This window comes from Actinokineospora cianjurensis, from assembly GCF_003663795.1.
GTDB classification, from domain to species: Bacteria; Actinomycetota; Actinomycetes; order Mycobacteriales; family Pseudonocardiaceae; genus Actinokineospora; species Actinokineospora terrae.
The window spans coordinates 540,021-558,124 of the sequence record NZ_RCDD01000002.1 but is presented as its reverse complement, the minus strand read 5'-3'; the positions used below and the strand labels follow the sequence as shown (position 1 = coordinate 558,124).

General features: G+C 71.0%; 17 protein-coding genes. 5 read left to right on the top strand and 12 right to left on the bottom strand.

Features of this window, described 5'->3' with window-relative positions; all coding sequences use genetic code 11:
- Positions 1 to 49: 49 nt before the first annotated feature.
- The 4 genes from CLV68_RS17115 to CLV68_RS17100 are packed head-to-tail and all read right to left on the bottom strand — an operon-like array spanning position 50 to position 4,161.
- Positions 50 to 1,312: an ATP-grasp domain-containing protein gene (locus CLV68_RS17115; protein WP_121391870.1), complete on the bottom strand. Its 1,263-nt coding sequence runs from the start codon at positions 1,310 to 1,312 to the stop codon at positions 50 to 52.
- Positions 1,297 to 1,662: a Rieske 2Fe-2S domain-containing protein gene (locus CLV68_RS17110; protein WP_121391869.1), complete on the bottom strand. Its 366-nt coding sequence runs from the start codon at positions 1,660 to 1,662 to the stop codon at positions 1,297 to 1,299. Before CLV68_RS17110 ends, CLV68_RS17115 begins: the two co-directional genes overlap by 16 nt.
- The gene (locus tag CLV68_RS17105) at positions 1,650 to 3,071 is read right to left on the bottom strand and encodes an iron-containing redox enzyme family protein (protein WP_121391868.1); all 1,422 of its coding nucleotides are present in this window, start codon (positions 3,069 to 3,071) and stop codon (positions 1,650 to 1,652) included. Before CLV68_RS17105 ends, CLV68_RS17110 begins: the two co-directional genes overlap by 13 nt.
- A gap of 37 nt (positions 3,072 to 3,108) precedes the next feature.
- The gene (locus CLV68_RS17100) at positions 3,109 to 4,161 is read right to left on the bottom strand and encodes a class I SAM-dependent methyltransferase (protein WP_170224418.1); all 1,053 of its coding nucleotides are present in this window, start codon (positions 4,159 to 4,161) and stop codon (positions 3,109 to 3,111) included.
- 430 nt (positions 4,162 to 4,591) lie between these two features.
- Here CLV68_RS17100 and CLV68_RS17095 point away from each other — a divergent pair, with 430 nt between their 5' ends.
- Both CLV68_RS17095 and CLV68_RS17090 read left to right on the top strand, forming a co-directional pair.
- Positions 4,592 to 5,830 carry an MFS transporter gene (locus CLV68_RS17095; RefSeq protein ID WP_121391866.1) on the top strand — a complete coding sequence of 413 codons (1,239 nt, stop codon included), beginning with the start codon at positions 4,592 to 4,594 and terminating at the stop codon, positions 5,828 to 5,830.
- Between the two features lie 242 nt (positions 5,831 to 6,072).
- Complete coding sequence (locus tag CLV68_RS17090) at positions 6,073 to 6,813, top strand: galactose-binding domain-containing protein (RefSeq protein ID WP_121391865.1); 741 nt, start codon at positions 6,073 to 6,075, stop codon at positions 6,811 to 6,813.
- Between the two features lie 36 nt (positions 6,814 to 6,849).
- Here CLV68_RS17090 and CLV68_RS33995 read toward each other — a convergent pair whose 3' ends face one another.
- The 5 genes from CLV68_RS33995 to CLV68_RS17070 form a co-directional block, all read right to left on the bottom strand.
- Entirely contained in the window at positions 6,850 to 8,010 is a 1,161-nt protein-coding gene (locus CLV68_RS33995; protein ID WP_170224417.1) for a hypothetical protein, read from the bottom strand.
- Positions 8,007 to 8,825, bottom strand: a complete 819-nt coding sequence (locus tag CLV68_RS17085; protein ID WP_147460041.1) for a hypothetical protein — start codon at positions 8,823 to 8,825, stop codon at positions 8,007 to 8,009. Before CLV68_RS17085 ends, CLV68_RS33995 begins: the two co-directional genes overlap by 4 nt.
- A 198-nt stretch (positions 8,826 to 9,023) precedes the next feature.
- A complete protein-coding gene (locus CLV68_RS17080; protein WP_121392339.1) occupies positions 9,024 to 10,193 on the bottom strand; it encodes a winged helix DNA-binding domain-containing protein in 1,170 nt (389 codons plus the stop codon).
- An 88-nt stretch (positions 10,194 to 10,281) separates the two neighbouring features.
- Positions 10,282 to 11,337, bottom strand: a complete 1,056-nt coding sequence (locus tag CLV68_RS17075; RefSeq protein WP_121391863.1) for a hypothetical protein — start codon at positions 11,335 to 11,337, stop codon at positions 10,282 to 10,284.
- Positions 11,334 to 12,230, bottom strand: a complete 897-nt coding sequence (locus CLV68_RS17070) for a hypothetical protein (RefSeq protein ID WP_147460040.1) — start codon at positions 12,228 to 12,230, stop codon at positions 11,334 to 11,336. Before CLV68_RS17070 ends, CLV68_RS17075 begins: the two co-directional genes overlap by 4 nt.
- Before the next feature lie 58 nt (positions 12,231 to 12,288).
- Between CLV68_RS17070 and CLV68_RS17065 the strand changes: the two genes are divergently transcribed.
- On the top strand, positions 12,289 to 12,630 hold the full coding sequence (locus CLV68_RS17065) for a hypothetical protein (protein ID WP_147460039.1): 342 nt from the start codon (positions 12,289 to 12,291) through the stop codon (positions 12,628 to 12,630).
- Between the two features lie 26 nt (positions 12,631 to 12,656).
- On the opposite strand, the gene CLV68_RS17060 is transcribed toward CLV68_RS17065, so the two are convergent.
- Together CLV68_RS17060 and CLV68_RS33395 are read right to left on the bottom strand one after the other, a co-directional pair.
- Positions 12,657 to 14,021, bottom strand: a complete 1,365-nt coding sequence (locus CLV68_RS17060; RefSeq protein ID WP_121391860.1) for a lamin tail domain-containing protein — start codon at positions 14,019 to 14,021, stop codon at positions 12,657 to 12,659.
- Between the two features lie 155 nt (positions 14,022 to 14,176).
- The gene (locus tag CLV68_RS33395) at positions 14,177 to 14,482 is read right to left on the bottom strand and encodes a hypothetical protein (protein WP_147460038.1); all 306 of its coding nucleotides are present in this window, start codon (positions 14,480 to 14,482) and stop codon (positions 14,177 to 14,179) included.
- A gap of 184 nt (positions 14,483 to 14,666) precedes the next feature.
- Here CLV68_RS33395 and CLV68_RS17055 point away from each other — a divergent pair, with 184 nt between their 5' ends.
- Together CLV68_RS17055 and CLV68_RS17050 are read left to right on the top strand one after the other, a co-directional pair.
- Positions 14,667 to 15,185 carry a hypothetical protein gene (locus tag CLV68_RS17055; protein ID WP_121391859.1) on the top strand — a complete coding sequence of 173 codons (519 nt, stop codon included), beginning with the start codon at positions 14,667 to 14,669 and terminating at the stop codon, positions 15,183 to 15,185.
- Entirely contained in the window at positions 15,182 to 17,530 is a 2,349-nt protein-coding gene (locus CLV68_RS17050; RefSeq protein WP_147460037.1) for a M48 family metalloprotease, read from the top strand. The genes CLV68_RS17055 and CLV68_RS17050 overlap by 4 nt, the downstream gene beginning before the upstream one ends.
- On the opposite strand, the gene CLV68_RS17045 is transcribed toward CLV68_RS17050, so the two are convergent.
- Positions 17,531 to 18,001: a hypothetical protein gene (locus tag CLV68_RS17045; RefSeq protein WP_121391857.1), complete on the bottom strand. Its 471-nt coding sequence runs from the start codon at positions 17,999 to 18,001 to the stop codon at positions 17,531 to 17,533.
- Positions 18,002 to 18,104: the final 103 nt, after the last annotated feature.

Sequence of the window (18,104 nt, the reverse complement as noted above, 5' to 3'; positions counted from 1 at the left end):
ACCAACCTGCTCGATGGGGCGAACTCGTACTGCGCGGAGTGGCACCCATTCACTCCACAGTGGACCGACCGCACCCCCGATCGCCGATGACCTCCAGTCCCGCCTCCGCCTTGCGCACCGCCGCCTCATCCGCCAGCACCTGCTCCGGATCATCGTGCGCCAGCACCACGAACCCCACGTCGAACGTGGCGAACAGGTCGTCGGTCACCTCGATCCGGTCCCCGGCGCGCACGGTGATCACCGACTCGTGGTGCGAGGCCAACTCCGGGATGGCCGCGAGCGAGTCGGTCCCGCGCACCACCCCCGCGGTGCGGCTCATCAGGAACACCACCCGCATGTGCTTGCGCAGCGCGTACCCCTCCGGCACCTCGCCCTGCCCGGTGAAGTGCCGGACCGCGCGGTCGACCTGGCTGTCCCCGGTGGCGACCCGGCAGTACCGGGGGTGCCCGCCGCCGTGCGGCCGGATCCCGACCTCGACCAGCCGCGGTCCGTGGTCGGTGAGGATCAGTTCGACGTGCGCGGTGCCGTAGCGCAGTCCCACCGCGTCGAGCACGTGCTTGGCGTGCTCGGTGAGCACCGGCACCACCGGGTCGTCCGGCGCCAGCCACGCCAGGCTCTCGTACACCGCCATGTGCCGCCCGTTGTCGACTTTGCCGTAGCGGCACACGTCGGCGACGGTGTGGTCGCCGCCGTGGCTGAACAGGTCGACCACGTACTCCGTGCCGACCGCGTGCTGCTGCACCAACACCTGGTCGTTCACCAGCCCGAGCCGGTTGCGCTGCCCCAGTCGCGCGTCGAACACCTCCCGCCACCCGTGCCCGCCCGCGACCTTGGTCACCCCGTCGGTTCCCGCGCTCTTGGGCGGCTTGACCACCAGGTCCTTGCCCGCGAGCCCGTACTTGGCGATCCAGGCGGTCACCTCGTCCGGATCCGCCGTGCAGACCTGCGGGATGATCGGCAACCCGGCCAGTGCCACCGCCTCGGCCATCGCGCCCTTGTGCCTGCGCGCCGGGGTCAGTTCCGGCACGTTGGCCCACTCGGGGAACACCTCGGCGGTGAGCGTGTCGGCCAGCTCGACCCCCGACTCGCACCCGGGCAGCAGGCACACCGGGTCCAGCTCGCGCAACCGCCGCTGGGTCTGACCACTGTGGACGATGATCTCGGCGTAGTCCTCCGGCCGGAACGACGCCGCGTACACCTCGGGCGGCGCGGGGCTGGACAGCAGGGCGACGACGGGGATCCCGGCCTGGTGGAAGGCGGGCGCGAACAACGCCCCCGAGGTGTACGGGTCGACGATCACCGCTGGGCGCATGGCCGCTCCTCCGGGTGGGTGCCCCCGAGATCGGGGGACAGCGGAAGGTGGGTCAGCTCGTGCGGGGTCCCCGGCGGGTGCGGGAACACCGCGGTCGCCCGGTTCCCGTTGCGCACCACGGGCACGCCCGCGGTGATCGCCCTGGTCACCGAGCTGGCCCGCTCGTGCCACGGGCACACCAGACGTGGCCGGTCCGGTTCGAACACCCCCAGGTGCAGCGGTCCGCCGCGGTGCGGGCACCGCGCGGGCAGCACGAAGGAGCCGAACCGGGACCGGGCGTAGACGTACGGGGCGCCCGCGACGCGCACGCAGTTGCCCGCGCCGCTGACCGCGAAGGTCAGGACAAGCATTTCTCGTAGTCCCCGACGGAGTGGATCTCGTAGACGCACTCGTCGGACTCGATGATGGCCCCGTGCAAGCGGTTGCCGTTGATCACCGTGCCCTCGCCAGCCTCCAGGATCTGGTGGGAGTCGAAGCCGCTGACGAACTTCATCGTGCCGGACACGATGTGGCACAGCTCGTCGCCGTTGTGGCAGTGGGTGTTCGACAGCTCGCCCCTGGGTTCCACGATGTGCGCGACCGGCGCGCTCACCCGGCCTGCGCGGATCGCGTCCCACACCGGCGCGTGCAGCTGCTTGTTGCGCGGCCCGGCGTCCATCCACGCGATCTGCCGCGCGAAGTCCTCGTCGGCGATCCCGGCGACGACCTGGAACTCCTCGAACCCGCGCACGATCTCGGGGATCACCCGTGGCCCGCAGGCGTCCACCAGCGGCAGGATGATCTTCTCGAGCGCCATCCGGCCGTGGTGGGTGTCGATGTGCACGTGCTCGGTGAAGTACCGGGTGTCCACAGTGTCCCCGAACACCGACCGCAGCAGTGCGTCGGCGCGGCGGCAGAAGTCCACCAGGGTCGTCTCGGTGTAGTAGAGGGCGCCGAGGTAGCGGAAGAACAGCTCGTGGTTCTTGCCGAGGTAGTGGAAGTAGTTGTTGGCCATCAGGCTGCTGGACAGGTAGTACTGCCAGTAGTGGTGCAGGTCGGTGCGCAGGCCCACGGAGGTCAGGGTGTCCTCGAACAGCTTGCTGTGCTTGGTGTCGTGCACCCCGTAGCCGTACTCGTCGATCACCACCTTGAACCACTCCGACTGCGCGGGGCCGTAGTAGCCGAGCACGTTGCGGATCATCGGCGACGCCTCGGACAGGAAGTCCGGGGCGTACTGGATCAGCCACATGCGCGCGGCCCGCTCGGGGTCGCTGGAGCCGCTGATCGCCCGCTCCGACAGCGACGGCTCCTGGGGCTTGTCCTCGACGGCCCGCAGGTACGCCTCCAGCGAGTCGCGGGTCCAGTCGCCCGCGACCTCGACCTCGTCGTCGAGGAAGCCGAAGGAGTGGCGCTCCAGCGCGGGTCGGATCGTCTCGCCGAGCACGCGGTTGGACGAGCTGTAGAAAGCGGTGAAGTCCGACCACTTCTGCTCGTCGGCGAGACCGGACTTGGGGAAGAACACCAGGTCGTTCTCGTAGATCGTGGTCAGGATCCGGTGCGCGGCGAGGTTCTCGTAGTCGAGGATCTCGCCGCGGCTGAGCACCCGGTCGAAGTCGAGGTGGTCCACGACCTGCGGGCGCAACTGCCTGCGGTACGGGTTGTCGTCGTTCTCCCACTCCTCGTTGTCGAGGTAGAGGGGGTTGCTGGTGTAGCGCTTGATCGCGTCCCTCAGGTCGGCGCCGCCCAGCTCGAACGGGCGGTGTGGTCCGACATCGCTCATTGGTTCTCCCCGGTTGGATCGTTGAGCCACTGCGGTTCTAGTCCACTGACGCGAAGAGCTGTGTTTCCTGCCAACGGATCTCGACGTCCACGGCGTGGTGCGCGCGGACCGCGACGGGTTCGTCGAACGGGAGGAACGCCTGCATCCAGTGTGATCCCACGTTGTCCGGCGAGTTGCGCAGCACGACCCCGGCGCCCAGGTCCATCTCGAACCAGGCCACCACCCCGTGCGCGGTGCCGTCGGTCTCCGGGTGCAACGTCGTGCGCCGCGTGCCGTCGTCCAGGTCGCCGTGCTGGACGTCGAAGTCCACCAGCGGCTCGTAGGCGCTGAGCACGCGGTGCGGCCAGGTGTTGAGCCGCACCGGGAAGTGCCCGATCGTCGCGGTGACGTTGAACGCGCTGACGTCGAAGCCCGCCGCCTCCGTGACCCGGTTGAACCCGGCCACCACCTCGCTCTCCAGCAACGCGCCGTGCAGCCTGCCCGATGGCGGGAGCACGCGGCCGCCGGGGGCCAGCAGGTGCGTTCTCGCGTGGCGCATCGTGGGCAGCAGGCCCTCGCCGATCAACCCGCAGTCCACGATCTCCGAGACGATCACGTCCGCCGGTCGCGGCAGGTCCCTGCCGACGACGAGGTCGGTGGACATCGCGGACACCACCTCGACCCGGTCCGCCATCCCGTGCGCGGCCACCACCTGCCTGGCGATCTCGGCCAGGATCGGGTTCGCCTCGCACGAGGTCACCCGCGCCGCCCCGGCCTGGGCCGCCATCAGCGCGAGCAGCCCGCTGCCGGACCCGATGTCCAGCACGTGCATGCCGGGCCGAACCTGCCGCTCGACGGCCACCGCCAGCGCGTCGTTGCGCTCGGCGTCGTTGAGCATCGCGAAGTGCCACCGCGGGATGGACCGTTGCGCGACCCGCGCGATCGCTGATCTGCCACCGTTCTCCGACTGCAACGCCGCCACCGCGTCCCGGTTCAGCTCCATCGCCTGCACCGCCCGCTGGTGGCTCGCCTTGGCCGCCGCGACCACGAGTCTGTCCTCGGCGCCGACCAGTGCGCGGTCCTCGACTGGCACACGTGCGCTCTCGCTCACCGTCATCCCTTGAGCCCCCGCCAAAAGGTGTTGTCGCGTTCCGCCGGGCCGTTGTCGACCCGCCGCGGTTCACCGCCGATCGCGTTCGCCTTGCCGCGATTCCCGGCTCCGGACTAATTCCGGTCCTGGCCGCAACGGCCATCTTCCCCATCGTCCCAAACCCACGACGCATGTCAATGGTCCAAACCAATCGAGGCCCGGTTGGCCCAGTCCGACCGGCGCCGACTCCGGTGCGTGACTCCCATTGCGCGTTCTGCGGAGTCGGACGGGCGGGAGTACGATTGCCTCCCGCGGACGGTTGATCCGGCGATGTCGGCGAATTCTGGACATACCGGTGGGCGCTTTCCGAGAATCGAGCGGCGGGGAATGGCCTGTCATTACCCGGGGCCGCGTGTTGACCGGGGCGGGTCGAGGGGTTGACTGTCGCCCCGTGGGCACGCGGGCGTTGGGTCGGGGGTTCGGGTGGCTGTGGGCGGCCTACTCGGTGAGCACGTTCGGCACCTGGCTGGCGTTCAACGCGTTCCCGCTGATCGCCGTCCTGGTGCTGCAGGCGGGGGCCGCGGCGGTGTCGCTGCTGGCGGCCGCGGGTCAGGCGGTGGGGGCCGCGGTCGCGGTGCCGCTGGGGTCGTGGGTCGAGTTCCGGCGCAAGCGGGCGGTGATGGTCGGGATGGACCTCACCCGGTTCGCGGCGTTGCTGAGCGTGCCCGCCGCCTTCGCCATCGGCCTGCTCACCTTCGCCCACCTGCTGGTGGTCTCGGTGGTCGTCGCCGCGGCCGACATCGTTTTCCGGGCCGCGGCCGGGGCGTGCGTGAAATCGCTCGTGGGGCCGGAGGACCTGCTTGTCGCGAATAGCCGGTTCGAGACGACGACGTGGTTGGCGACCGCGGTCGGTCCGCCGATCGGCACGGCGGCGATCGGATTCCTCGGCCCGGTGGTGACCGTTGTCGCCGACGCGGTCAGCTACCTGTTCTCGGCGTTCGGGATCCGCGCCATCGGCCGCGCGGAACCCGCTCCCGCGCCGCGCTCCGCCGAGAGCGCTGGCGTGCTCGAGGGGTGGCGCTATCTGCGCGCCAGCCCGGAACTGCGGCCGCTGCTGGTCAACACCGTCCTGGTGAACGGGCTGATCATGGCCACGGCGCCGCTGCTGACGGTCATGATGCTCGTCGACCTCGGGTTCGAGCCGTGGCAGTACGGCCTGGTCTTCACGCTGCCCTGCCTCGGCGGGCTCATCGGCGCGCGGGTGGTCGGGCGGCTCGTCGAGCGGTTCGGGCAGCGGGAGGTCCTGCTCGCCGCCGGGGTGCTGCGGGTGTGCTGGCCGGTCGGGTTGGCGTTCGTCGGTCCTGGCCTCGCCGGACTGCTGCTCGTCGTCGTGGTCGAGTTCGGGCTGATCGCCTGCGTCGGCGTGTTCACCCCGCTGGCGGCGACCTACCGGCTGCGGCGCATCCCGGCCGACCGGGTCACCCGCGCGCTGGCGGCCTGGTCGGTCACCACCAAGGCGGGCACGGCGGCCCTCACCGCGCTGTGGGGGGTGTTGGCGGGCGTCACCGGTCCCCGGGTGGCGATCGCGGTCGCCGGGGTGTTGCTGCTGGCGACCCCGCTGCTGTTCCTCGGCTGGGAAACGGCACCGGACCCCATTTCCGCGCGCGCTGGGAATGACATACCCCAGTAGGGTGACGACGGTTTTCCGGCCGTTTCGGAATGGTCCGACAAGGACGATCGACAGTTCACCCGGCGAACTTTTCGATGATCGCCGGGATTCCAGCGAATGGTCGCACCGGTGCCGCTGCCGTTCCCTTTGCTGATTCTTTTCGCTAACTTGGGGGCGTAGTCCCGATTCTCTCCGCGACTCGCCGCGGCCGTCCTACCGCCGAGGTCCGCGGGTTTCCCCACCCCGACCGAGAGGAAACGCCGGTGTCCCTGATCGCCCGCAAGAACATCCCGGCCGCGCTCGCGCTGCTCACCGCCACCGTCCTGGGGATCGTCGTCCCGACCGCCACCGCCACGCCGAACCCCGAGGGCGCCGCCGCCCCGCTCACCTCCGCGCCGGGGTCGGTCAAGCTGTCGCCGGTCCCGTCCACGTCGAGCCAGCCGGTGCCGTGCGACGTGCACACCTCACCGACCACGACGACCACCACGCCGTCCACCCCCCGCCCGACCTACACCCCGGCCCCGGCCGGGCTGACCACCTTCCCGCCGTCGAGCTCCACCCCGCCGCTGCCGGGCGAGAACTTCGCCCGCACCGGCTACGCGACGGCCTCGTCCACCTTCACGGGCTACAACGCCTACCGGGTCAACGACGGCGACACCAGCGCCGAGGTCGGCTGCGACCACAGCTGGTCCAGCGCGAAGGACCGCTCGCCGACCACCACCCCCGAGTGGGTCCAGGTCCGCTGGTCCACCCTGCGCAGCGTCAGCCACATCGTCGTGTTCACCAGCGACGGCTACCAACTGCGCGACTTCGACGTCCAGGTCCTGCACGGCAACGAGGGCTGGTGGGACACCGTCGCCACCTACAACTACAACACCAACACCAAGGTCAACGTCTGGTTCGGCGCCCGGAACACCCGCGGCGTCCGCATCCTGGCCAAGGTGGGCCCCTCCCACCAACCCCTCTACGTCCGCGTCAACGAGATCCAGGCGTTCGCGTACTGAGTCCCGCGGGGGCGGCCCGCCCGGGCCGCCCCCTGGTCACACCGGCTCCGCGAACAGCGATGCGGTCGCGGTGCTCTTGTAGGGAAGTCGGAAAACGGCGGCGGCCTCGTCGATGTCGGTGATAGAGACGAGGACTCGTTCCACCTCGCCGATCGCGCCGGGGGGATGTTCCTGGGCGTAGGTGGACAGCGGGGCGAAGTTGAGCGTGGTGAGGTTGTGCCAGGCGGTAGCGGTGTCCGCGTGGTCAAGCGTCTCTACTTTCGGGCTGGCGCCTACGAATCCGGCATTGCGTTCGGGTGGGGAGACCGTGTTGGCGGCGAGTTCGGCCAACACGCTAGGCACAGGTTGTTCTCCCGCCAGCGATACGCGGGTGAGGAAGGCTTGGTCGGTGTAGCGGCGCACAGCGTCAGCGACCAAGGGCAGTGCGGCGGCGGCGAACTCGTCCGGTGGGCGGTAGGCGCTCCACACGCCGGTGGGTGGTGGACCTACCTGCGCGAGTCGGCTGAACTCCGTGGCGCGAGCGGCGAGGTGTGACCGAAGTCCGGGGCCGATGGTGAAGGGCGCGAGACCGACCGACAGCATCGTGCGGAACGGGAGCCCCGCCATCGCGGACCACAGCGGCTCCCACGGTTGCCGCCGGTACGTGAACGGCGTCACCGCGGCCAGCCACGGACTCGACGCGTCGTCCCGGCTGGTCCGGTGCGCCGTCAGCCGCTTGCGGACCTCGACCACGCCGCCCCGGGGCTCGAACGGCGCCAGGACCTCGCGCGTCCGCGCCTCATCCCTGACCGGCACCGAGATCACCTGCCCCGGCATGGTCCCCAGGCAGACCCGCAGCCGTACGACCTGCTGCTCGACCTCGTCCCGGTCCGCGCCCTCGGCCCGTACCACCAGGAAGCCCTCCACCCGCCCCGCGCGGGCGACGTACCGCATCTCCATCACCGCGCCCGCCAGGTACGCCCACGCCGACCGCAGCCACGCCGAGTGGTCTGGCGCCAACGCCTCTCCCGAGTACAGGTGCACCCCGCCCGCCACGTTGCCGACCTGGACCACGGTGCTCGCGGACCCGGAGTGCTCGTTGTGAGTCGGCGCCGCGACCATCGCGGCCTCCTCCGATCGCCCCGCGGCAGGCACGACCCGCGACGCCGCCCACGCCCACCAGTGGTCGCCCCGACCCACGACCACGACCCCCGTCACGTCGACGGGGGCACGACAGCGGGCGCGCTCCCGTACGGCAACCCCTCGATCGGGGGCATGCCCGAAGGGAAGCCGTACCCCTCGGCGACCTTCACGTCCCGGATCGCGGTGTGCAACGCCTCCCGGCACACGGCGTGCACCGCCTCGCGCATCGCCTTGAGCCGGTCCAGGTTCAGGACCCGGCCCATGTAATCGCGGTAGTCCGCTCTGGTCTCGTTCAACGACATCTGGTAGAGGTCCGCGCCACTGCGGATCCGCCACATGCTCCACCCGAGGTACAGGCTCGTCCCGTACCGGAACACCGACACGTACACGACGTGGTTGCCGTCGACGAGGACCAGCCGGTTGCCGGTCGTGTTGTACCGGGTGGGCACCCGTTTGGCGACGTAGTCCTGCACGGGGAGTTGCCGGTCCCGCAGCCGCCCCGCGATGTGGCTGAACACCGATTCCGCCGCTTCGGCCCTGTCGGGCAGCAGGGTGTACCACTCGCTGATGGCCTCCGCCTTCTTCGTGCGTCGGGCGAAGACCTGCCACCGCACCATCGCCACCAGCGGCATGGCCACGATTCCCGCCACGAACCAGTAGCTCGCGTCGTCGCCGTGGTAGGTGCGGTCGAACGCCCTGCTGTTCACGTAAGCCATCACCAGGCAGAAGGCGAGTGCCACCGCGCCCAACCGCCATGCTTGCCGCTGGGCGTGGCGCACCAGCTCGATCCCGGTGGAGTCGTTGAGCAGCAGGTCGGTCGGCTCGTGGCGGAGGGTGTTGGCCAGGTAGACGGCGTCCCCGTCGAAGTGGGTGCTGGGCGGATCGGTCATCCTCGACACCTCCATTGGCTCGCCACCGTGGTGCGGGGCCCGAAGTTACCGTGCAACGCCATACGGATGGGTGAACAGATCACGATCTGCCCAGCTACTGTCCTGCGCGCGCCGGGGTTGTCGCGTCAGTGGTTCGGGAGTGGTCGGTGGCACCGGGGACCCGGTCGTCGGGGGAGGTGACCCCACTGCGCTGTGGTCCTAAAGGGACTGTCGGGCCGCCTTGGCCGCCGGGGCGACGTAGCCGGACTCGACGCGGCCGCCGAGCCAGGATGTGAGGCGGGCCGCCTCGTCGTCGAGGGCGCGGCGGGCCGTGGCGGAGACCGGTTCCAGCAGGAGGACCGACACGACCCCGGCGGCGTCCTGGAGCCAGCAGCCGACGACCCGGCCGTCCACCCAGGCCGTCGTCCCGGCGTTGCCGCGGCTGTCGAAGATCTGGTCGCGGTGCGGGCCGAGGTGGAAGTCGCGGCCCTGCCAGCCCATCACGGTCGGGTCCAGCACCGGCAGCAGCGCCACCCACGGGCCGGGGTCCGGGGCCTCGGCCAGGTCGTCCGGCAGCAGCCAGCCCGTGCCGCCGCCGTCGAGGGACACCGGGACGGCGGCGAGGTCGGCGAGGGCGGTCCGCACGGCCGCCTTGGTCGAGCCGAGCCACCAGACGAGGTCGGACTCCGTCCCGGGGCCGAACGCGCGCAACCACCGGCGCACCAACTCCCGGTACCCCTCGGCGGCGCCCAGCGGCGGGGGGACGTCGCCGAGCCAGTGCCGCGTCAGGGTCCACCGGGGTCGCGACGAGTTCCAGCGGCCGGTGTTCACGCCGCGGACGATGTCGGCCGTGGCGCCGAGGTGGGTGAGCACCCGCGGCGCCGACCACGTCTCACCCGGCCCGCCCGCGACCTTCACCCCGATCATCGGCACCGCCTCGCGGATCTCCAGCGCGGTCCGCCCGCCCGGCGCGTCGGCGAGCACCGCCAGCACCTCGGCACGAGCCCGGTCCAGCCACGCGTCGCCGTCCTCGGCCACCCCGGCCCGCACGACGTCCTTGGCCATCCGCGCGCGTTCCGCCCCCGCCACCCGCGCCGACGCACTCGGCCACACCGCGGGCAACAGGTCCCTCGGGAACACGAACAACGTCCGCCGCATGGCCAGTTGCTTCACCAGCCCGCGCTCCTCGTAGAGCGCCCGGTCGACATCACCGACCCCCACCGACTCCACCCGCGCCCAACAAGACAGATAAACCGTCGCGGGCTCCGTCGCGTGCAACACCCCCACCCCCCGAGCCGCCTCCTCCGGCGACCCCACCCGCGCCCCGGGCGCGATCGCGTGCCGGACCCCCAACCGAGCCCGCCGCTCCTCATCCGACACGTGCCGCATCACGCCATCATCCCAGGTCCCGAAGACGCGAGCCCCACCCCAACGGGTGCGACCGGGGAGCTTTGGCGTGAGCTCACGAAGGGCGCAGCTACCCAGGCCACGCGAGGGACGCGGGTGTGCGGCTGGGTAGGTTGGTGAGGATCGAGGCACCGCCCGCGAGGGCGCGGGTGGTGCCGCCGTCGGAGATCTCCAGGTCGTTCATCGGGTTGCTCACGTGCACCAGCTTCCCGCCGGGGAGAGCCCGCAACTGGGCGGTGAACGTGTCCGCTCCGGGGTGCCACTGGTCGCCCCGGAGTTCGGACACCGTGCTCGGGAGGTCCTCGACGCAGGTCGTGTCGGTACGCGCGGTCACCCACGAGACCACGACCAGGTCGGGGCCGTTCCACGACAGGTCTCTGACCGAGCTGAGCACAGTCGGGTCGACCGGCAGGTCGGGCGTGGGGATCACCTGACCTGAGGCGAGGTCCAGCAGGACGGGGCGCGACTCCATGTCGCGGCAGCCTTCTCCCCAGCCCGATGCCGAGGCAAGAACGGTGCCCGTCGGGTCGACCGTGAAGTTCAGGACTGTTCTTTCGCCCGCGAAGGCGTGCTCCCAGCGCACGGAGCCTCCCGAGTCCATCGCGTAGAGCGCGTCGCTGGTCGTCGGCTCGGCAGCCCGGTACCTGAGAACCGTGAGTTCGGGAGTCGCCGCGACCACCTCTTGCGGAGCCACGACGGGTTGCTGCTCAAGGCGCGGCGGAGGAGCCAGGACCGTGCCGAGGAACCTGCCGTCCCAACGGTTGAATCGCCGGATGTAGTTCCCTTCGTCGTCCGCTGTCCGAACCTCGTCGCCCGCGATGACCGCGCCAATGCACGCACCGCACGGGACCCGCCGCTCAGTGCCGTTCGTCGACCACACGACCAGTTCGGCATCGGTGCCCAGACTGTTGTCGCTGACCACCGCCGCACCCGTCGCGCCGTCGGGGGCGATCGCGACCTCACCGACCGGGTAGGAGCCGAGCCGGTGCGGCTTGTCGCCGTCGAGGGCGAACACGCCGTCGTTGTCGTGCCACACCAGCCAGGTGCGCGGAGTGTCCGGTGGTTCACCGGAAGCCGTGCAACTCGCGAGCAACAGCAAGGCCACCAGGGCGATCGAGCGCGTCATCCGACCCTCTCCAGCGCGATCTTGGCGGGGCCGTCGACCGGGAGGACGACGAAGTACCCGCCGCGGTACGGCCAGGTGGGGTCCCAGGCCGACGTGGTGAACGCGGGACCGGTCTCGGTGCCGTCCGCGCGGACCCGCAGCGTCTGCTCGGGTCGCTCGCCGTAGGCGAGGGTGAGCTCCAGTTCCCACTCGCAGTGCGACGCCCCGACCGCGGCGGTCAACTGGAGCACGATGTCATCGCCCCTGGGCAGCGAGATCGCCTTGGTCTCGAGGTAGGGCCGCTCGGCGGCGCCCGGCCCCTGCTGCACCCGCACGGCCCCGTCCGGGTCGTCCAGGTCGGTGACGACCCGGCGGACGTCGTGCTCGGCCTGCGGCGGGTGCCCGACCAGTGTCCCGTCCCACGGCGGCGTGCGGCGCAGCACCCTGGTGCGGATCCCGATCAACCGGACCGGCTCGTCGCGGTTGCCGACCAGCGAGATCTGGTGCGAGTTGGCGGACTTCTCCACCCCGCCGACCGCCGTCTTCACGTAGCCGCTCGGCACCCCGCCCAACGCCAGGAACCCAGCGTCCCGCTCGGCGCTGACGCTGGTCAACGCCACGCGCGCCAGATCGTCCTCGGCGACCGGGCCCGGCAACACCCACGCCCAGATCGGATCGGACACCGGTCGGACCCGGACCAGCAGCGCGGGCCCGGACTCCGGCACGAGCGACCACACCACCAGCCCGGCCGCCACCACAGCGACGACGACGCCAACGACCCACAGCCGCACGAACCTGTGGACGTGTACCCCACCGGTGATGACGGTGCCCGCCTGCACCAGAGCCCCACCGACGGTCCCGTCCACCGCGTTGTGCACGTCGGACCCGGTGTGACCCCGCTGCTCGTCACGCACAAGTCCCAGTCTGGCATGGGGTTCCGGTCGCTGGGGCGGCAAATCGGCGTTGTGCGGGATGGCGGTGTTCGCGCCGGTGATGGTGCTCGGGCCGGTCATCGTGGGCAGCCCAGCCGCGTGGGCGGGCGTGTTGGTCGCGCTGGGGGCCGGAGCGGTGGTGGGGGGAGTCGTGGTCGCTTGGGTGCGTCCACAGCGCTACCTGGTGTGGGTGGTGTCAGGGGCGTTGTTACTGCTGCCTTTGCCTGTCCTGCTGGCCTTCCACGCGCCGCTGCCGTTGCTGGTCGTGGGGGCGTTCGTGTTCGGTGTGGAGCAGTCAGCCCACTGGGCTGGAGCCGCGCTAGTGCTTGCCGTCGCTCTAGCCCTTCTGGCGAGCCCCGACGTGAACTCCCCCGGGCGATAGAGGCTGCCCGGGGGAGTGGGGGTTGGTCAGCAGTTGATGGTGCCTCGGCGGAGGGCGTGGCTGCTGGTGTTGCTGTCATCGGCCCAGTAGACCGGCTTGCTGCCCGCGGTGCAGGTGGGCGAGATCGCGAAGCCCTCGTTGTTCAGGTTGGACATGCCGGAGGGGCGGTCGTACACGGCGGTGGTGGCGAAGACGCCGGAGGAGTTGACGCGGAAGGTGCGGTGCTCGCCGTCGCAGGTGTCGTCGCAGACGACCCAGAGGCGGGTGGCCGCGGGGTCCCACTGCAGTTCCATGACGCCCGCCAGCCCGCTGCTGATGGTGGCGACGCGGGTGAACGAGCCGGAGTCCAGGAGCACGTAGCCGTAGACCGCCGCGGTGCCTTCGACGCCGACGAAGAACACGCCGCCGGTGTGCGCGCCGTACTGCGAGGGCACGTACGCCACGCCGGTCGACTCGTCGCGGAAGCCCGCAGCGGTCAACGCGGAGTCGGGGACCCAGGTGATCGCCTCTAGGCCCAGGTTCGCCCCTACCGACGGCAACCCGGCGGTCAGGTTCCACTCCTTCGTAGCGGTGAGCGTGCTACCCGACCCGCTTACGTCATACCGCAGCACCGACAGGCGGCTGCTACCTGATCCGTTGCGCTCACTGGCGACGAACACACCACCCGCCGACCCCGCACCGGTGACCGTCACACCCTCGCTGTCAGGGGCGCCAGTCCCACCCGGGAACCGCAGGGTCTTACCCGAGGTCCACCCCGTGTCCGGCTGCCAACCGCCCGTGCCGTTGGGGACCAGCCGCCACAGCTTCCCGGAGTTCTGCGCGCCCCACAGCACGTTCCCCTCCTGGTGGAGGCCGCTGAGGTCGGACCCGAAGACGTTGGCCGCGTCGGCGTTCGCCACGGAACCGCCACCGGGCCACGCGGTCGCCGCCACGCAGTCGTTGAGCCCCCCGAGGGTCACCGAGGCCGCGCGCAGGGCGCCCGTCCCGTCGGCGCACCGCGACCAGGACGGGTCCGAGTGCTCGTCCCAGCTGACGCTGTCGACCAGGGTGGTCCCGTTGGCCAGGTAGAGCCGCGCGTCGTCACTGGACCCGAGCCCGAACTTGTCGTGCACGTCGAACGCCCGCGCCGCCCCCGGGGTCAGCGTGGTCCCGTTGGCGATCTTGTACGACGAGCTGTCGTTGTCGTCCTTGAGCACCCACCCCGAGATGTCGACCGCGACCGCGCCCTTGTTGTAGAGCTCGATCGAGTCGTTGACGCCCCCCGTCGTCACCACCTCGTTGATCCGCACGTCATCAGCGGGCGCCGCAACCGCCCGCGGCACCACCACCGCCCCCAACACCACCGCCGACGCCACGACCAGACAACCCCGCCCGACCCGCGATCCACCCATGACGCCCACCCTCATGATCGCCCAACCAGCCGTCCCGACCCTCCCCACCCACCCCGAACACCCGAGCTCCACCACGTGATCACGGCGTGAACGCTCCACGAACCCGCGGCGTGAACCGCGGCGGCGAGACCCCTATGCCAGCACCTCCGCGAGAATTACGCGGCGGTGCGGAATTCCTTTGTTTCGTTCGCGGTCGAGGTTCTCGAATTCCATTCCTGCCTCGACCGGCGGCGTTTTCCGGTAGCTTCCGGGGCAACGCCTTGAGTGCCGTTCGATCTTCCCGACAGAAAGCCGACGGCGATGTTCGCGTGTTCTCCCCGGATTCGCCGCCGCGTGCGGCGGCCGGTGATCGTCCTGCTCGCCTGCGCCGTGATCGGCGGATGCGGCCGGATGCCGACCGTGACCGAGTACCCGACGAGCGCTCCACGATCCAGCCCCGCCCCCACCATGCCTGGTCGCACGCCCAGTCCTGGCGCCGCAACGGTTCCGGCTCCGCCGACAGGTCGGGCCGGGACGTCGTTGACCGTTCCCCCGTCCCGCGTGCCCAGTAGGTCCACGGCCCCGGCACCCCGACCGTCCCAGCCGCCCGCGGTTCGAGAACCCTACGAGCCACCGGTGCTCCCCCCAGCACCCCCTTTCGTCCCAGTGGAGCAAGATCTCCGGGCCGCCTTGCTGGTCGCCGATGACCTGCCGACCGGGTTCAAGGCAAGCGAGGTACCGGGGCTCGATGATGGTTCGCTCGCCGGTTGTCCACTCCTGGCCAACGACCCACCGGGCACGACCGCCACGTCCAGCGCCGTGTTCGTCCACACGGTCGGGACCACGGTCAGCGAGTCGCTGCTGCACGTCGGCGACCGAAGCGGCGAGGCGATGGCCGCGTTCGACACCTTGGCCCAGGTGTGCGCGCGGTTCGAGGGGACCTTGTTCGACACGACGCTGGAGTTCACCACCACCAGGGCCGCACCACCCGCGGTCGGTGACGCTGCCGTGGCCGTCCGCATCGCCATCTCGCTGCCGGGCGGTCCCACCCTGATCACCCAGGACGTGGTCGTCGTGTCGCACGGCGGCACCGTCATCGTCGTGTCGGTGCTGCTGGCGCCGGACGACGGGTTCCTGCCCTCCGTGGTCACCCGCGCCGTGCAGAAGGTCGCCGCCCGGTGGTGACGACCGAGCCGCCGCTGACCGGTGACCGGTGCCGCGCCATGCTCGGCGACAGGTCGGTGCTGCCGACCGGGCTCTCGCTGCGGTTCGCCGTGCTGGTGCTGGTGATCACCGCGACCTCGGCGACCGTGTACGGCCACCTGGCCCTGCTGCTCGCACCGGACGCCGAGTCGGCGGCGCGGTCGTGCTACGGCCAGGGCCGCTCGGTCCCGGCGGCGGGCGACGCGATGGTGCTGCCCGCGGCGGTGCGCGACATCGTGTGCTCACGCCCGTTCGCGGGGACCGTCACGGTCGCGTCCGTGCTGGGCGTCGTGCTCGTCGGTGTGGTGACCGTGCTGCTCTACCTCGTGCAGCCGTGGTTCCTCTCCCGCGCGTGGTCGTGGACCGGCTGGCGCCGTCTCGACGAGGTGACCGACCCGGTCTACCTCGGACGGCTGGCGAACGTCGTCCGGCAGCTCGACCTCGACGTGGCGCCGCGGTTCCTCCAGTACCCGGACCAGAAGCGCGCCACGGCAAGGGTCATCGGTACGCACCGCCGGGTGTCGGTGCGGGTCGGCACGGGTCTGCTGGTGACCGGGAGCCGGTCCGACAGCCGGTTCGCCGGGGTGCTGCTGCACGAACTCGCGCACGTCCGCAACCGTGACAGCGGTCCCACCTACCTGACGATCGCCGCGTGGCGGACCTTCGTCGCCCTGGTCGTCGTTCCGTACGTCGCGTCGTTGGTGTTGCCCGGCCTGTTCGGCTCGTCGTCGACCGTCGCACCGCAGAGCGTGCACCAGGTGGTCTCCGTCGCCGTGCTCTTCGTGCTCGTCTACCTGACCAGGGCATCGGTCCTGCGCGCTCGCGAGACCCTCGCCGACGCCACCGCGGACCGGTACGACCAGGAAGGCGCGCTCGAGTCGACGATCCGGGCGGCGGGCGAACAGCGGCGCCGCCTGCTGGCCATCCACCCCGGCAACGCGCGCAGGCTCGCCGCGCTCCGCGACCCGGCGCACCTCGTCGCGACCGACGCCTTCGCGTTGTTCGCGGTCGGTGTCGGTGTCGCGTTGATCGCCATGGCCACCACGATCACCTACTCGTGGGCGCTGCTGGCGGCGGACGCGATCTCCCCCCGGTTCCTCCTCAGCCTGGTTGGCGAGAACCTCGACAACGGGATGCTCGGCCTGGTCGTGATCCTCGCGGGTTTCGGCCCCGCGACGGTGGTCGCGCTCGTGGTCCTCGCGGGGTTCGCCGGTGTCGTCGGTTGGCGCGACGCCATCCTGGCCCGCCACACCGGCAGGCGGGTCGCGGCGTGGCGGCGGGCGCTGCCGGTGGTGGCAGGCTTCATGGTCGGTGAACCGCTGTCGGCGGCGTACGCCAACGCGGGGACCCTCGGGGTGTTCGACATCGGCGCCTGGGTGCTGCTCGACCTCGGCCTGACGGTCCTCGGCCTCGCGGTGATGCTGATCGCCCTGCTCCGGTGGGTCGGGGAGGCCGCGACCGCCTGGCTCGCGGTCGGGCGGGAGTCGTTGCGGCGGCTGTGCTTGACGACCGTCGTGCTCGGCGTCGTCGGGTGGTTCCCCTTCATGCTGGTGTGGTTGACCGTGCACAACAACATGGCCATCCGCTACCTCTCGTTCGCCTACGAGGCATCCGGACCACTGGTCTCGTGGCCCGCGGTCGACCTGGTCCTGTCCCAGTACGGGCCGGTGCTGGTCATCAGCATCTGGCCCACCACCGCCTTGCTGGTCGTGGTGGCCGCCCTGTGGCCCTCGCGTGCCGCGATGGCGAGTCGGGGTCCCACCGCGTTCCGCTCGGCCGTGGTTCGGGGACCCATCGGTGCCTGCGTCGTGGTGCTGCTGCTCGGCGGACTGGCGTGGGTGGTCAACAACCACAGCGGTGTGGACTTGTTCAGCATCGAGGCCACGGTGCCCAACGCGTCGTTGTACCTGCTCACCACGCTCATGATCGTCGTGGCTGTCGGCTCGACGGCGACCGGTGTCTGGTCGTCGTGGCGCGCGGGGGAGTCCACCCTGTCGGTGGGTGTGGTCGGGACGGTCGTCTGCGCGGCGCTCGCCGCGCCGGTGGTGCCGGTGCTCTACTACGTCGCCACCTGCGGCCCGTCCGCGTTCACCTGCGTCGGGAACAGGTGGTCGTACTTCGGCACGTTGTTCATGGGCGCCGCCGTGTTGGGCACCGGGCTGTCGGTCGTGGTCGGGGTGCCGGTCTTGCTCATCACGACCGCTTGGCGGCGCCGGGCAGGCAGCGGCGCTTGGCCGCGCTTCGGCACTCCCGTGCTCGTGGTCACCATCGTCGTGCTGCTGGCAGGACTCGTCGTGTACACGCACGTGTTCGCGCGCTGGTGGTGATCAGCCGTCCCCGCGGTCCCGCAGCCCGGTCAGCATGGCCTCGACCAGGGCCTCGGCCTGCGGACGGGGGATACCCGCCTGCGTGCCCGCGAGAAGGCCGCTCAGCCGCAGGATCTCCCACTCCTGCTCGTCGACCGTTGCCGCGAGTTCGTCGACGGTGGTCGGTCCGGGATCCGGCCGCCCGCGCAGCTTCCTGACCCAGGTGCCGATCCGCGTGCCCGCCGAGTCGGCGACCCGGTCGGTCAAGGCCCCGATCATCGCCGCGGCGACGTAGAGAGCGCCGTCGGTGATCGACTCGACGACGATCTCCAGCCCGGACCCCAGGACGTCCTGGCCGCGCCGCCGCGTCGTGCGCAACCGCCCGGACGAGGTCAACCGCGCGCGGGCGACCGAGTCGAAGACCGGCGCTTCCTCCGGCGCGACCGCCGCGATGGCGGGCCTGGCCAACTCGATGACCAACTCTCGGGTCACGCGACCGCACCTCCCCGCTCTCGCCTCGTTGATCCAATCGCGGCCGCGCCCAGGACGTTAGGGCCGAACAGGCCATCGGTGGTCAACCACGCCACAACCGGGG